This window comes from Streptomyces calidiresistens, assembly GCF_014141525.1.
GTDB classification, from domain to species: domain Bacteria; phylum Actinomycetota; class Actinomycetes; order Streptomycetales; family Streptomycetaceae; genus Streptomyces; species Streptomyces calidiresistens.
The window spans coordinates 1-13,727 of record NZ_VKHS01000051.1; the positions used below are offsets into that span (position 1 = coordinate 1).

Sequence of the window (13,727 nt, forward strand, 5' to 3'; positions counted from 1 at the left end):
GGGCTTCGGTTCGTCGTCAGGGGGCCCCATCGGAACCCGCCGGCGGGGCGCCGGTGCCCGGTGGGGTGGTGGAACCGGAAGTGCCGGTCCCGGTGCCCCGGCCGGGGCGGCCGCGTCCGCCGCGCATGGAGCCGGCGACCCGGCGCAGGCGCCGGTTGCGCGGCTGCCGTTCCTCCTCCATGGCCTCGCCGACCATGGCCCGCAGGGCGTCCCGCATGCCGTGCATGGGGTGGTGGCGGGAGGGGCCGGCCCCGGGGTCGGAGCGCAACTCCTTCACCAGCGCCCAGCACATCGCGAGCATCACCAGCACGAAGGGCAGGGCGACCAGGATGGTCGCCGAGCGCAGGGCGGTCAGACCGCCCGCCACCAGCAGCACGGCGGCGACCGACGCCATCAGCACACCCCAGGTGACCACCAGCCAGCGGCGCGGGTGCAGGGTGCCGCCGCTGGTGAGGGAGCCCATGACCAGGGAGGCGGAGTCGGCGCTGGTGACGAAGTAGGTCATCACCAGGATCATCGCGACGACCGAGGTGACGGCGCCGAGGGGGAGGGCGTTGAGCAGTCCGAACATCGCGGCTTCCTCCCCGCCGGTGGCGATCTCACCGGTGAGGTCGGCGGCGCCGGTGGCGTCGATGCGCAGGGCGCTGCCGCCCATCACGGAGAACCAGATGATGGAGGCACCGCTGGGGATCAGCAGGACGCCGATCAGGAACTCGCGCACGGTGCGGCCCCGGGAGATGCGGGCGATGAAGGTGCCGACGAAGGGCGCCCAGGACAGCCACCAGGCCCAGTAGAAGATCGTCCAGGCGCCCAGCCACTCCTGGTCGCCGTAGGCGCCGGTGCGGGTGGAGAGCTCCAGGAAGTCCTGGAGGTAGGAGCCCACGGAGGGCGGGATGCTGTTGAGGATGTAGACGGTGGGGCCGAGCAGGAAGATGAAGACCAGCAGACCCATGGCGAGCACGATGTTCATGCTGCTGAGCCATTTGATGCCGCGGTGCAGGCCGGAGAAGGCGGAGACCACGAAGGCGCTGCCCAGGGCGGCGATGATGATCAGTTGCAGGCCGCGTCCACCCTCGAGGTCCACGGTGATGTCCAGCCCGCGGGCGACCTGGAGGGCGCCGAGGCCGAGACTGGTGGCGGTGCCGAAGACGGTGGCGAAGACGGCGAGCAGGTCGACCAGCCGGCCGGGCCAACCGGTGGCGCGCTTCTCCCCGATCAGGGGCACGAAGACGGAGCTGAGGCGGTTGCCGCGTCCCTTGCGGAAGGTCACGTAGGCCAGGCCGAGGCCGGCGACGGCGTAGATGGCCCAGGGGTGGAGCGTCCAGTGGAAGAACGAGTACTCGATGGCGGTTCGGGCGGCGGCGCCGCTCTCGGGCTCGATGGCGTCGAAGGGCGGCGGCGAGGCGTAGTGCATGAGCGGTTCGCCGACGCCGAAGAACATCAGTCCGATGCCCATGCCGGCGCTGAACATCATGGCGATCCAGGCCAGGTTGGTGAACTCGGGCTCGGAGTCGTCGCGTCCCAGGCGGATGCGTCCGAAGCGACTGAGGGCCAGGGCCACGGCGACGATCAGGAAGATGTCGGCGGCGATGACGAACAGCCAGGAGAAGTTGGTCAGCACCCACTCGAGGGAGGTGTCGGCGACCGCCGAGAAGGAGTCGGTCGCCAGGGCCGCCCACAGGACGACGGCGAGAACGACACCGACGCCGATCGCGATGATCTTCACATCCGGCGTGGGTGGGGCTCCGGGTACGGCTCCCTCGTCCACCGGTTCGGCCGGGGGCTCGTCGGGGGTGAGGGTCTCCGTTCGCATGGACCGACTATGCCCGTTATTCACTCTTTTGTCCTGCTCCTTGCCGCGTTGATTGTGACCGGTGCCGCCGATGGCGCCGTGGTGGGGCCGGGGTCGGACGGATAGGGTCGCGTGCGACACCACGATTCGAAGCACCACAACGGCACCTCGACACCGAGGTACCTCGGCGGCTCCTGCCCGACATGCGACGAGGTACACGGGTCATCGGGGCCGGGGAGAGGCGGAGCGCAATGGCCGGCACGGAGCGGATCGAACGGATCCTGATCGCCGCCGACAAGTTCAAGGGCTCCCTGACCGCCGAGCAGGTCGCCGGGCACGTCCGGACCGGGTTGCTGGCCGAGCGCCCCGACCTGGTGGTCGACTCCCTCCCGATCGCCGACGGCGGCGACGGCACCGTGGACGCCGCCCTGGCCGCCGGCTTCACCCTCCACCGCGAGCGGGTCACCGGCCCCCTGGGTGCCCCGGTCACCGCCCGCTTCGCCGTGCGCGGGGACACCGCGGTGATCGAGATGGCCGAGGCCTCCGGCCTCCGTCTGCTGCCGCACCGCACCTTCGCGCCGCTCACCGCCGGCACCCGGGGCACCGGTGAGCTGATCGTCGCCGCGCTCGACGAGGGCGCCCGGACGATCGTCCTGGGCGTCGGCGGCTCGGCCACGACCGACGGTGGCGCGGGCATGCTCCAGGCGCTCGGCGCGCGCCTGCTGGACGCCGGCGGCAAGCAGCTGCCGCCCGGCGGGGCCGCGCTGCGGGACCTGGCCCGGGTGGACCTCTCGGGCCTGGACAGCCGGCTGCGCGCCTCCCGGATCGTCCTGGCGAGCGACGTGGACAACCCCCTGACCGGACCCACCGGGGCCGCCGCCGTCTACGGCCCGCAGAAGGGCGCCGGCCCCGCCGACGTCGCCGCCCTGGACGCCGCGCTGGGGGTGTGGGCGCGAGTGCTGGAGGAGGCCGCCGGATCGCAGGCGGCCGGGGCGTCGCGGGCACCGGGTGCGGGCGCGGCCGGCGGCATGGGCTTCGGGGCCCTGGCCGGGCTCGGCGCCGTCTTCCGCCCCGGGGTGGAGGTGATGATGGAGGTGCTCGGCTTCCATCCCGCCCTGGCCCGCGCCGACCTGGTGATCACCGGCGAGGGTTCGCTGGACGAGCAGACCCTGCACGGCAAGGCGCCGGCCGGCGTGGCGGCGGCGGCCGGGAAGGCCGGCAAGCCGGTGCTGGCGGTCTGCGGACGGCTGGCCATCGACGCGGCGAGGCTGCGGGAGGCGGGCATCGACACGGCGTACGCGCTCACCGACCTGGAATCGGACCCCGCCGTGTGCATGGCGCAGGCCGGACCCCTGCTGGAGCGCGCCGCGCGCCGTCTGGCGACCGACCACCTGCTCTGACCCCGGGATCCGTCGGGACGTGCCCCGAATCCCCGCCGGGGCGCCGGGGAGCGCCCCGGAAAATCCGTGGCGCGCGACGCCGACCGAACGGAACAATCACGGAATGTGACCAGTGACCCGCCACGTCCCTTTTCCGAACCCGGTCGGCCGTCCGCCCCCCGTGAGATCCCCGGCGCGCCCCCGCGTTCCCTGCTGCTGATCGGTGGCCCGTCGGGGGTGGGGAAGTCCACCGTGGCCGCCGAGGTCTCCGACCTGCTGCGGTGCCGCGACACCGCGCACAGTCTGATCGAGGGTGACTTCCTCGGCCACGTCCACCCGGCCCCGCCCGGTGACCCGGACCGCTCGGCCCTCACCGAGCGGAACCTGGCGGCCGTGTGGGCCCACCACGCCGCCCTCGGTCACCACCGTCTCGTCTACACCAACACGGTGAGCGTGCTGGAGGAGGCGATGTTCCGCCGGGCGCTGGGGCCCGGCGGACCGCTCACCGTCACCCGGGTGCTGCTGACCGCGGAGCCGGCCGTGCTGCGCGAGCGGTTGGCCCGCCGGGAGGCCGGGTCGGGCCTCGCGCCACATGTGGAACGGAGCCTGCGGGCGGCGGAGCGCCTCGTCACCCTGGCGCCCGAGGGGACGGTGCGGGTGCGGACGGACGGCCGCCCGGTGCCCGACATCGCGCGCGAGGTGTTGCGCGCCACCGGCTGGTGACACGGCGGTGAGCCCTCCGGCACCCGGGTCAGGGCTCGGAGGTGGAGACCACGTACACCCGGGGCCGCTCCGGTTTGGTGACGTCCACCGTGATCGCCACCTCGGGCTCGGCGGGCGACTGCTGCACGGTCACCCCCGCCCAGGAGCGCGAGGGGTCGGCGAGGTCCCATCCGACCACGTCCGCGTGCTCGCCGGGGATGGTGACCGTGCCCTCGCTGAGCCCGGCCCGGTTGGTGCCCAGCTCCTCCAGGAAGACGCCCAGCTGCTCGGGTGAGGTGCGGAACTGCACGTAGAGGGTGCTGCGCTCCCAACTGTTGGTCTCGTAGTGGCCCACGTAGGTGGAACCGTCCGGTATCGGCACGTCGTAGATGCGGCGCTGCACCCGGCTGGGCCAGTCGTAGACCAGGGTCCGGGCGGCGGCGGCGCGCTGCTTGTCCTGTCCGCTGTCGCGGCTCTGCGCCCCCGACAGCACGAGGTAGCCGGCGGGGATGGCGATGAGGAGCATCACCACGATCGCCACCACCCAGCGCCGGCGCGGTATGTGCGGGGGGTGCGGCGGCACGTACTCGGGGACGCGCTGTTCCCGCGAGGCGGTGGCACCGCTCAGGCCACCGGTGGGGCCCTCGCCCATGGGGCCGCCGATCGGTCCGCTCATGGCCGTTCCTCCCCCACCGGGCCGACGCCCGGGTCGGTTCCCCGGGCCGGTCGCCCGGGCGGGCCGGATCCATCGCCGCGGGGCGGCCCGCCGACCGGCGCGGGCACGGGGGTGATCCAGCCGGCGCGGTGCACGCGCTCGGCACGCCGGCGGTTGGCACGCACGAAGCGGCGGGCCACCAGACGGGCCATGTCGGCGGCCCCGACCATGCCGGCGTCGGCGCCCAGCTCGGCCCGGGCGATCCGGGCCTCGGGGCGGTAGCCGCGGCCGGTCAACTGACGGCGGTACGCCTCGCGGGCGGGGCGGATCAGCAGGTCGTCGGCCTCGCTGACGCCGCCGCCGATCACGAAGCAGGAGGGGTCGAGGGCGGCGGCCAGGTTGGCCAGGCCCACCCCCAGCCACCGTCCCATCTCCTCCAGCAGCTCCACGCACATCGGGTCGCCCTCGCGGGCCAGGGCGGTGATCATCGGGCCGGTGATGTCCCCGATGCGGCCCTCGACGACCTCCAGGATGCGCTGCGCGACGGGCGAGTCGGCGGCGGCCAGTTCGCGGGCCTCCCGCACCAGGGCGTTGCCGGAGCTGTACTGCTCCCAGCAGCCCCGGTTGCCGCAGGGGCAGCGGTGGCCGGCGGGGACGACCTGCATGTGGCCGAACTCCCCGGCCACTCCGTAGCGTCCGCGCTTGACGCGGCCGTCCTCCAGGATGGCGCCGCCGATGCCGGTGCCCAGGGTGATCATCACCAGGTGGTCCTCGCCGCGCCCGGCGCCGAAGCGCCACTCGCCCCAGGCGGCGGCGTTGGCGTCGTTGTCCACCAGGACGGGCACCACCAGGCGGGCGGCGAGCGCCTCGCGCAGCGGCTCGTTGCGCCAGGCCAGGTGCGGGGCGAACAGCACCCGGGAACGGTCGGCGTCCACCCAGCCCGCGGCGCCGATGCCCACCGCGTGCACGTCGTGCCGGTCGGAGAGGTCGAGGACCAGCTCGGTGATGACGTCCTCGACGACCTTGGGGCTCTTGGACTTGTCGGGGGTCTCGGTGCGCAGGCGCTCCACGATGGTGCCGTCGGGGTCCACGACCCCGGCCATGACCTTGGTGCCGCCGATGTCGATGCCGACGGTGGGGACCCGGGGCGCGGACAGGTGGGAGCGGCGTTCCCGGCCGGCGATGGTGCGCAGCACCGCCGCCCGCGCGGTCCCGCGCGGCACCCGATCCCGATACGTACTCATCGAGGTCGATTCTGCCCTACGCCCCGGGGTCGACGTCGCGCCACGACGGTCCGGTGGCCCTCCGGTCACGGCATCGTGACCCGCCGGTGTCCGGGAGCGGCCGGGGACCGGGGCCGGCCCCGGTGCCGGTCGTCGGGGGATATCCGGTTTCCGAGGGGGTGCGGGGGTGACAGGGTGTGTCGGTGAACGCTTCCCGGATCGATCCCCTCCGCCGGCAGTACGAGCTGGTCCGAGCGCTGTTCGAGTACCACCTGGAGCGCCTGGAGCCCGGTGATCACCGTTGGGAGCCCGCTCCCCTGTGTTGGACGGTGCGCCGGTCCGCCGACGGGAGGTGGGTGCCGGACCGGTCGGACACCGAGCCCGATCCGGTGCCGGTGCCGACCATCGCCTGGTTGGGGTGGCACATCGGGTGGTGGTGGGGCGTGACCGTCGATCACCTGCGGGGCCGCCCGCCCCGGGCACGCGAGGAGATCACCTGGCCGGGTGACGAGGAAGCGGTGGAGTGGCTGCGCGGGCTGTGCGCGCGGTGGTCGGCGGTCCTGGACGAGCTGGAGGGGGCCGATCCCGACGCCGAGGCACCGTTTCCGTGGCCGGAGGGCTCGGGATTCACCGTGCTCGACACGGTGGCGTGGGTGAACTCGGAGTTGATGAAGAACGTGGCGGAGATCGGGCAGCTGCGTCTGCTGCGTGCCGCCTCCGGGCGGGGGTGAGGGCGGCCGGGAGGTGCCGCCGCGGGCGGCGGTCGGAAAAGCGTTCGCACGTGATCGGCTCGGCTTCCACGCTGCCTTCGTGTCTCCCGTGTCCCCCGCCGAGACCACGTACGTGTGTCTCCCCTGCCGTCGTTCGTGGAAGCGGGGATGGGAGGCCTCCCGGAATCCGGAGTGGCGCCAATGCCCGCACCGTGCGGATGTGATGATCCACGCGGGGGCGGCCCTCGCCGTTCCCCGGCGCGCGGACACCGAGGGCCGGCGGGTGTTGACGGTGCTCCTGAACGCCGGGATCCGGTTCCACAAGAGCTGCTGCGGAGGCCCCGGGTACCGTCCGCGCACGATGCGCGAGGTGCGCGGACGCCTCGCGTACGCGCGGGCGAGCGGTGAACCGGTGGCCCGGGCCCCGATTCGCCCCGAACTCCCCCGGCCCGCCCGCCGGTCGCCCCGGCGGGACCGGGCCCCACACGGAGGGTGATCCATCAACCACCCGGGTAGAGTGGGCGCATGGGGATCGAGAGGCGGTGGCTGGACGAACGGGAGCACCGGGCCTGGCGCTCCTACCTGTGCCTGCGCCGGCGCCTGGGGGCCCGTCTCAATCACCACCTGTGGGCGGACAGCGGCATGTCCGAGGCGGACTACGAGATCCTCGCCGTCCTCTCCGAGCACCCCGAGGGGCGGATGAGCGCCCTGGCGTTGCGCTGCCGCCTGCTGTGGGAGAAGAGCCGGCTCTCCCATCAGGTGCGGCGGATGGAGGAGCGGGGCCTGGTGGCCAGGGAGGCGAACCCCGCCGACGCGCGGAGCGCGGTCGTCCGCCTGACCCCGGAGGGGCGGACGGCGATCGAGGGCGCCGCGCCGCACCGCGCGGAGCGGGTGCGGGAGCACTTCATCGACCTGTTGACCCCCGAGGAGCTCGACACCCTGACGCGGATCGGCGAACGGGTGGCCGCGCGACTGGACGCACTGGAGGGGCCGGGAGCCCCGGCTGCGTGACCCCCGGGGAACGGTCGGACCCCCCGGGGGCTCCACACCTTCCGTGATCCGCCGCCACGGGTGTCCACCCCGCCGGGCCCGGGTACCCGGGCCCGGCGGGGTGACGCGCCATCGACCCCGCTCTTGGTTGAACCGTCACCTTTTTCACTTTACGGTTGATCCATCAACCATCGATGCGGAGACCGTCATGACCGACTACGGACACGACCTGCGGTTCGGCTCCTTCCTCACGCCGCGGAACGACGCCCCCGACGCCGTGGTGGAACTCGCCCGACTGAGCGAGGACGTGGGGTTGGACCTGGTGACCTTCCAGGACCACCCCTACCAACCCGGCTTCCTCGACACCTGGACCCTGCTGTCCTGGGTCGCCGCCCGCACCGAACGCGTCGAACTCTCCGGCAACGTCCTCAACCTCCCGCTGCGCAACCCCGCCGTCCTGGCCCGCTCGGTGGCGAGCCTCGACCTGCTCTCCGGGGGCCGGGTGAACCTCGGCCTGGGCGCGGGCGCCTTCTGGGACGCCATCGAGGCCATGGGCGGCCGACGCCTGACCCCCGGCGAGAGCGTCACCGGGCTGGAGGAGGCCATCGACATCATCCGCGGTGTGTGGGACACCGACGAACGCCGCGCCCTGCGGGTGCGGGGCACCGTGCACCGCGTCGAGGGCGCCAAGCGCGGCCCGGCCCCCGCCCACGAGGTGCCCGTATGGCTCGGCGCCTACAAGCCCCGCATGCTGCGCCTGGTCGCCCGCAGGGCCGACGGCTGGCTGCCCAGCCTCGGTTTCCTCTCCTCACCGGGGTTGCGCGAGGGCAACGCGATCATCGACGAGGAGGCCGCGGGGCACGGCCGCGACCCCCGCGAGATCCGCCGCCTGCTCAACCTGCCCGGTGACTTCGGTGACCCCGGCGAACGTGTCGACGCCCTGGTCGGGCGACTGCTGCCCCTGGCTCTGGAGGACGGCGTCTCCACCTTCATCCTCGGCTCCGACGACCCGAACACCCTGGCGTTCTTCGGCCGGGAGGTCGCCCCCGCCCTGCGGGAGGCCGTGGCCGCCGAACGACGGACCGCCGGCACCGACACCGGCCCCGTCCGCCCCGCCGCCGCCCTCGCGAAGCGCGCCCCCGGCATCGACTACGACTCCCTGCCCGAGCCACTGGTGGGCCGCGCCGTCGAACCCGGCGACCGCGAGTACGGAAAGGTGCGCTCCACCTACTTCTGGAGCGGCTCCCCCGGCCTGGTCCTGCGCCCCGGCGGGGACACCGAGGTCGCCGAGGCCGTGCGCTGGGCCCGGCGGCAGAAGGTCGACGCCCCGCTCGCCGTGCGCAGCGGCGGTCACGGCCTGAGCGGCCGGGCCACCAACGACGGCGGCATCGTCGTCGACCTGTCGGCACTGCGCTCGGTGGAGGTCATCGACGCCGAACGCGGTCTGGTGCGGGTCGGCGCGGGTGCCCGCTGGGGCGAGGTCGCCGCCGCGCTGGCCCCGCACGGCCTGGCGATCAGCTCCGGCGACTGGGGCGGCGTGGGCGTGGGCGGCCTGGCCACCACCGGCGGCCTCGGCTTCCTCGCCCGCTCATGGGGGCTGACCATCGACCACGTGGTGGGGGCGACGGTCGTGCTCGCCGACGGCCGCGTGGTGCGCGCCGACGCCGAGCGGGAACCCGACCTGTTCTGGGCGCTGCGGGGCGCCGGCGGCACCATGGGCATCGCCACCTCCTTCGACATCGGGGCAGCCGCCGTGGACCGGGTGGTGCACGCCGTCCTGGTCCACGACGCGGAGGACCCGGCCGCCTTCCTGGAACGGTGGGGCGAACTGGTGGAGGCGGCGCCGCGCGAACTGACCCCGCACCTGACGATCGTTCCGCAACAGGGGCGGTTGATCGCCCTGACCACGGCGGTGTGGGCGAACGCCTCCGGCCCGGCGCAGGACACCGACCGGGCGACGGAAACCCTTCGGGAATTCCTGGACCTCGCCCCCGTCCTGCAACAGCAGGCACGGCTCGTGCCGTACGCGGCCGTCATGGACCCGACCCGCGAGCCGCACCGGGGCACGCCCGGGATGCGCAGCCGATCCGCCCTGGTGCGGCACCTGGACGGCCGGATCGCCGCACGACTGGGACGGATGCTCACCGACGGGGAGACGAACTGGTTCCAGATCCGGGCCGCCGGCGGCGCCGTGGCGGACACCCCCGTCGACGCCACCGCCTACGCGCACCGCGACCGGAACTTCGCCCTCTCCGCCTTCCTGCGACGCTCCCGGACGGGGGGCGGCGAGAGCTGGGACGAGTTGGGGGCGGACGCCGTCTACCCGAGCTTCGAGACCCACGACCACGCCCTCGCCCTGGACCGGGCCTTCCCGCCGGCCACGCTGCGCCGGCTGGAGGCGATCAAGGCCGCCTACGACCCGGAGAACGTCTTCCGGGGCAACTTCACCATCACCCCCGCCGGCGACTGACGCCGGACCGGTTCGGCCCGGGCGGGCCGAACCGCCCTCACCCCCGGGAGCGGCCCCGGGGCGGGACGGGAACGATCATGCGGGGAAGAATCCGGCCGGGGACGGAGCCGGAGGGGGACCCGCCGATCCGCACCGCGCCCATGGCCCGGTAGAAGGGCTCGGCATACGGATCGGCGTCGAAGGCCACCCGCCCGAAGCCGAGGGCCCGGGCGTCGGCGAGGAGACGGGTGAACAGGGCGCGGCCGAGCCCCCGGCCCATCGCGGCGGGCTCGACGAAGAACAGGCCGAGTTCGGCGTCCCCCGGCGGCTCCCCCTCCAGGGTGGAGAAGCCGAGCGGACGGCCGTCCCGTTCGGCGACGACCGTTCGGCGCGGCTCGACCTCCGCCGGGCGAAGGGTCAGTTCCTCGCGGCAGGCGTTGAGGAACTCCTCGTCGTACCCCCAGTGCGCCTTGGAGCGCAGGGCCAGGGCGGTGAGCGCCGGCGCGTCACCGGGCCGACCCGGACGCAGGACCGGACCCGCCGCTCCGTCGTTCATCCCGCCGCTCCTCTCCGTGATGCGATCGCGCCCCGCTCCCCGACCCGGGTCGGCATCGGTCATCGCGAACCGGGGGCCGTGCCGTCCCACTCGGCCAGGGGTGCGCAGTGCCAGCGCCACTTCTCCTGGCGGGGCCGCCCGGGTATGTCGATCCGGCCGTTGGCCCACAGCAGCCCCTCCACCGGGTCGGAGGTCGGCTCGTGCCAGGGGAACAGCCGCGCCGTCACCGCGCGGGCGAGGTCGGGGTCGATGACGAAGCCCTCCCCGCGCGCCCCACCCCCCGCGCCGCCGTCGAGACCGCCGGCGGCGTCGCGGGTGTGCACGAGGATCTCGTCGCAGGCCATCGCGGCGAACCCGGAGGGATCGGCGGTGCCGTAGGGGTGGAAGCCGCGCGCCTCCGGCCCGGAGGCGTCGATGATCGCCGCGCACACCCGACCCGCCGCGCCGAGGCTCGCCAGCAGGGCCGCCGGCGTGGCGTCGGCGCGCACGGAGTTGTCGAAGGCGGTGTCGCCCCCCGGGCCGTCGGCGAGATCGAGCGCGTACCACAGCAACACCTCGGTGACGTGCCGGATCACCGAGGCCACGGTGAAGTCCAGCCCCGGTACCGGCAGCGCCGACCACTCCCGGTCGGTGTGCCGGCGGAGGAAGGTCTCCGCGTCCTCCAACGCCCCTCGAACCTCGTCACCGCGCATGACCGGGACACTACCGGGAGGGTCCGACAATCGACTCCCGCTCTCCCCGCCGGTGTTCGAGCCCGGTGGCTTCACCCGTGGCCGATTTCCCGGGCCCCGTGGCTTGCCGTTCGTATCACCGCCGTGCGGGGCGATAGGTTCCCCGGCATGACCGCACCGGGATCCGTCCTCTGGCCACCCGTCCCGATCGGGACCGAACGACTCGTGCTCCGCGAGTCCGAGGCCCGGGACCGCGCGGCGTTCGTCGAGCTGTTCTCCTCGCCGGAGGTGGGCGCCCACATCGGCGGTGCCCGGCCACGTGACGAACTCGAACGCGCGATGCCCGAGGTGCCAGGACGCCGCCTCGGGCTTTTCGTGGTCGAACTCGACGGGACGATGATCGGGATGACCACCCTCGATCGACGCGAGGCGGGGAATCCGCGTCGCGTCCGGCCGGAGGGCGGGGAAGCCGAACTCGGTTACCTGTTCCTGCCGGAGGCGTGGGGACACGGGTACGCCGCGGAGGCGTGCGCGGCGGCACTCGACTGGTTTGCCGGCGCGTTCCCGGGCGAGCCGGTGGTGCTCGGCGCCCGAGTCGCCAACGAGCCCGCGATGCGCCTGGCGTTGAAGCTGGGCTTCACCGAGGTGGAGCGGTACGAGGAGTACGGCGCACAGCAGTGGTTCGGCGTCCGGTTCCCGTCCCCGGGCTGAGCCGGATTTCCCACCCGGGTGGTCGGGCCCGAGTCCGGCTATCGCTCCGCTTCGACCACCCGGAAGGAGAGGCAGACCACCTGCGTCCCGTCCTCCACCGGGGTGCCCTCCCGTGCCCAGAAGCGGCGGTGTCCCTCGCGCCACTCCTCCAGGGAGGCGTCCCCCTCCCCCTCGGCCCGGGCGTGCTCCCACGGGACCCCGGCGAAGGAGGTGACCTCCACCCCGGTGATCTCCACGACGGCGATCGCCCCGCCCGCGTCGTCCAACAGCGCCATGCGTTCCCCGACGTGTTCGAGTTCCTCGCCCTCCTCGGCGTACTCGGCGAGCAGGCCGGTGGTGGCGACCTTGCGCCCGGCGAGCACCAGGGCGTTCAACTCCTCGCGCAGCGCGCCCGGCGTGCCCAACTCCAGGGCCCGCAGACCGTTCACCCGTGGCCACATGTCGCTCTCCTCGTCCCTCGGTGGATCGACCCCCCTCGCGCATCGTCACACGTGGGAGCCCCCGCCACCCACCGGGTTTCCCACCCGAGGGAGGAGGGGCCGGAGGCACTCGGAGGGCTTCAGCCGGACGTGCCGTCCGGTTCCGTCATCTCCTGCGCGTAGGCGTTCACCGAATGCGTGTAGCGCGGGAGGTGGGGAGCGAGAGTGGTGAGGGAGAGGGCCACGGCCTCCCGTTCGCGGCCCACGTCGGCCAGGGCGAGGGCGAGGAAGGCGGCCACGGAGTCGTCGAGGTGATCCGAGACCCGCTTCCGTTCGGCGGTCAGCAGATCCACGGCTTCCCGCGCATGTCCCAGAGCCCGGAGAGAGCTGGCGAGTTGAACGACGGCACGCCGCCGGCGCTCCCCCGTCAGGCCGATTCCCAGAGCACGTCGGTACAGGCCGATGGCCTCCTCCCCCAGCCCGGTGGAGTCGCACGCCGAGGCGCGCTCGAAGAGACCGACGGCGTGGTCCTCGGGTAGTTCGGCCGCCAACTTCTCCATGAGGGAGCGGAATTCGGCTTCTTCGTGGTCGTCGAAGGCGTCCCACAGAGCGGCGACGCGCTGTTCCCATTCGGGAGCGATGGTGGTCATCCCGGCAGTCTCCCGGGGCCTCTCCCCACGGGGCGCCGATTTTTCGGAACGGATACGCGGCGGGGCGCGTACCCTCCTTCCGTCGGAAGCGGGTCGGCGACACGCGAGCACCGATTCGAGCGGGACCGGGGGGATTGATGGGGCGACGGGGGAACATGCACGGCGCCGAACGGGTGGCCGGGTTGGTTGTCTGTTACGCCGTTCTCGTCAACGCGGCCGACAACTCCTGCGAGGCGGTGGACGAGATCGTGATCGCCACCGGGAGTTGGCGGGAGGGGGCCGAGGCGATGCGGGCCGCCGGTTACCGCCACGTGCCCCGACGGCCGGCCCGGCGGGAGGTACCCGGGGAGGCGATCGACGCCGCCCTGATGTCACCGGGCCTCGTGCTCCGCACCCGCTTCGGTTCCGGCGAGCCGTGGAAACCCCGGGTCCCCGGCCGGGGTACCGGGTGAGGTGCCCCGGCGGGGTTGGTCACGCGAAGGGGGAGAAGGTCATGGGGGATCGATTCGAAACGGCCTTCACGGGGGTGCTCGACCGCATGGACGAGATGCCGTGGATCGGCATCAAGATGGCGGCCTACATGACGGCCCCGTTCCACTTCGGGACGACCGGATACGTCCTCTTTGGTGTCATGTTCCTGCTGGAGGGCATCGCCACGGTGCACTACCGCCGAATTCGGAAGCGAAAGCAGGAGCGGGACAACCGGGAAACGTCATCCGGCGAGAGATGAACACCGGCGCCCGACGGTTGCCGAGGGGCCGGAGGACGGAGGACGGAGACCGACGGTCCACGACGTCCCGGCGTGCGGGGGCGGTGGGCG

15 protein-coding genes are annotated in these 13,727 nt (G+C 73.5%); 8 read left to right on the forward strand and 7 right to left on the reverse strand.

Annotated elements, in window-relative coordinates:
- Positions 1-16: 16 nt before the first annotated feature.
- Positions 17-1,813, reverse strand: coding sequence for a BCCT family transporter (locus FOE67_RS04380; protein ID WP_182660596.1), 1,797 nt, complete (start codon positions 1,811-1,813; stop codon positions 17-19).
- Positions 1,814-2,043: 230 nt separating this feature from the next.
- On the opposite strand from FOE67_RS04380, the gene FOE67_RS04385 reads away from it, so the two are divergent.
- Both FOE67_RS04385 and FOE67_RS04390 read left to right on the forward strand, forming a co-directional pair.
- Positions 2,044-3,192 (forward strand): glycerate kinase, encoded by a 1,149-nt coding sequence (locus tag FOE67_RS04385; protein ID WP_194443935.1) that lies wholly within the window; start codon positions 2,044-2,046, stop codon positions 3,190-3,192.
- A gap of 165 nt (positions 3,193-3,357) precedes the next feature.
- Positions 3,358-3,894 carry an AAA family ATPase gene (locus FOE67_RS04390; protein ID WP_323384206.1) on the forward strand — a complete coding sequence of 179 codons (537 nt, stop codon included), beginning with the start codon at positions 3,358-3,360 and terminating at the stop codon, positions 3,892-3,894.
- 28 nt (positions 3,895-3,922) lie between these two features.
- On the opposite strand, the gene FOE67_RS04395 is transcribed toward FOE67_RS04390, so the two are convergent.
- Together FOE67_RS04395 and FOE67_RS04400 are read right to left on the reverse strand one after the other, a co-directional pair.
- Entirely contained in the window at positions 3,923-4,549 is a 627-nt protein-coding gene (locus FOE67_RS04395) for a hypothetical protein (RefSeq protein ID WP_228473535.1), read from the reverse strand.
- Entirely contained in the window at positions 4,546-5,772 is a 1,227-nt protein-coding gene (locus FOE67_RS04400; RefSeq protein ID WP_182660598.1) for an ROK family glucokinase, read from the reverse strand. The genes FOE67_RS04395 and FOE67_RS04400 overlap by 4 nt, the downstream gene beginning before the upstream one ends.
- Positions 5,773-5,954: 182 nt before the next feature.
- Between FOE67_RS04400 and FOE67_RS04405 the strand changes: the two genes are divergently transcribed.
- From FOE67_RS04405 to FOE67_RS04415, 3 genes are all read left to right on the forward strand, one after another.
- Positions 5,955-6,482: a DinB family protein gene (locus FOE67_RS04405; protein ID WP_182660600.1), complete on the forward strand. Its 528-nt coding sequence runs from the start codon at positions 5,955-5,957 to the stop codon at positions 6,480-6,482.
- A 504-nt stretch (positions 6,483-6,986) separates the two neighbouring features.
- The gene (locus FOE67_RS04410) at positions 6,987-7,472 is read left to right on the forward strand and encodes a MarR family winged helix-turn-helix transcriptional regulator (protein ID WP_194443936.1); all 486 of its coding nucleotides are present in this window, start codon (positions 6,987-6,989) and stop codon (positions 7,470-7,472) included.
- 187 nt (positions 7,473-7,659) lie between these two features.
- A complete protein-coding gene (locus tag FOE67_RS04415) occupies positions 7,660-9,921 on the forward strand; it encodes an LLM class flavin-dependent oxidoreductase (RefSeq protein ID WP_182660602.1) in 2,262 nt (753 codons plus the stop codon).
- Between the two features lie 37 nt (positions 9,922-9,958).
- On the opposite strand, the gene FOE67_RS04420 is transcribed toward FOE67_RS04415, so the two are convergent.
- Together FOE67_RS04420 and FOE67_RS04425 are read right to left on the reverse strand one after the other, a co-directional pair.
- Entirely contained in the window at positions 9,959-10,456 is a 498-nt protein-coding gene (locus FOE67_RS04420) for a GNAT family N-acetyltransferase (RefSeq protein ID WP_182660604.1), read from the reverse strand.
- Between the two features lie 59 nt (positions 10,457-10,515).
- Positions 10,516-11,148 (reverse strand): maleylpyruvate isomerase N-terminal domain-containing protein, encoded by a 633-nt coding sequence (locus FOE67_RS04425; RefSeq protein ID WP_228473536.1) that lies wholly within the window; start codon positions 11,146-11,148, stop codon positions 10,516-10,518.
- 147 nt (positions 11,149-11,295) lie between these two features.
- Between FOE67_RS04425 and FOE67_RS04430 the strand changes: the two genes are divergently transcribed.
- Positions 11,296-11,838 carry a GNAT family N-acetyltransferase gene (locus tag FOE67_RS04430; RefSeq protein ID WP_182660606.1) on the forward strand — a complete coding sequence of 181 codons (543 nt, stop codon included), beginning with the start codon at positions 11,296-11,298 and terminating at the stop codon, positions 11,836-11,838.
- A 38-nt stretch (positions 11,839-11,876) separates the two neighbouring features.
- Here the strand turns inward: FOE67_RS04430 and FOE67_RS04435 are convergent, their stop codons facing one another.
- Together FOE67_RS04435 and FOE67_RS04440 are read right to left on the reverse strand one after the other, a co-directional pair.
- Positions 11,877-12,278, reverse strand: a complete 402-nt coding sequence (locus FOE67_RS04435; RefSeq protein ID WP_182660608.1) for an ASCH domain-containing protein — start codon at positions 12,276-12,278, stop codon at positions 11,877-11,879.
- A 119-nt stretch (positions 12,279-12,397) separates the two neighbouring features.
- The gene (locus FOE67_RS04440; RefSeq protein ID WP_182660610.1) at positions 12,398-12,907 is read right to left on the reverse strand and encodes a tetratricopeptide repeat protein; all 510 of its coding nucleotides are present in this window, start codon (positions 12,905-12,907) and stop codon (positions 12,398-12,400) included.
- Positions 12,908-13,044: 137 nt separating this feature from the next.
- Between FOE67_RS04440 and FOE67_RS04445 the strand changes: the two genes are divergently transcribed.
- On the forward strand, positions 13,045-13,359 hold the full coding sequence (locus FOE67_RS04445) for a hypothetical protein (protein WP_228473537.1): 315 nt from the start codon (positions 13,045-13,047) through the stop codon (positions 13,357-13,359).
- A gap of 41 nt (positions 13,360-13,400) precedes the next feature.
- The gene (locus FOE67_RS04450; RefSeq protein ID WP_182660612.1) at positions 13,401-13,637 is read left to right on the forward strand and encodes a hypothetical protein; all 237 of its coding nucleotides are present in this window, start codon (positions 13,401-13,403) and stop codon (positions 13,635-13,637) included.
- Positions 13,638-13,727 lie beyond the last annotated feature (90 nt).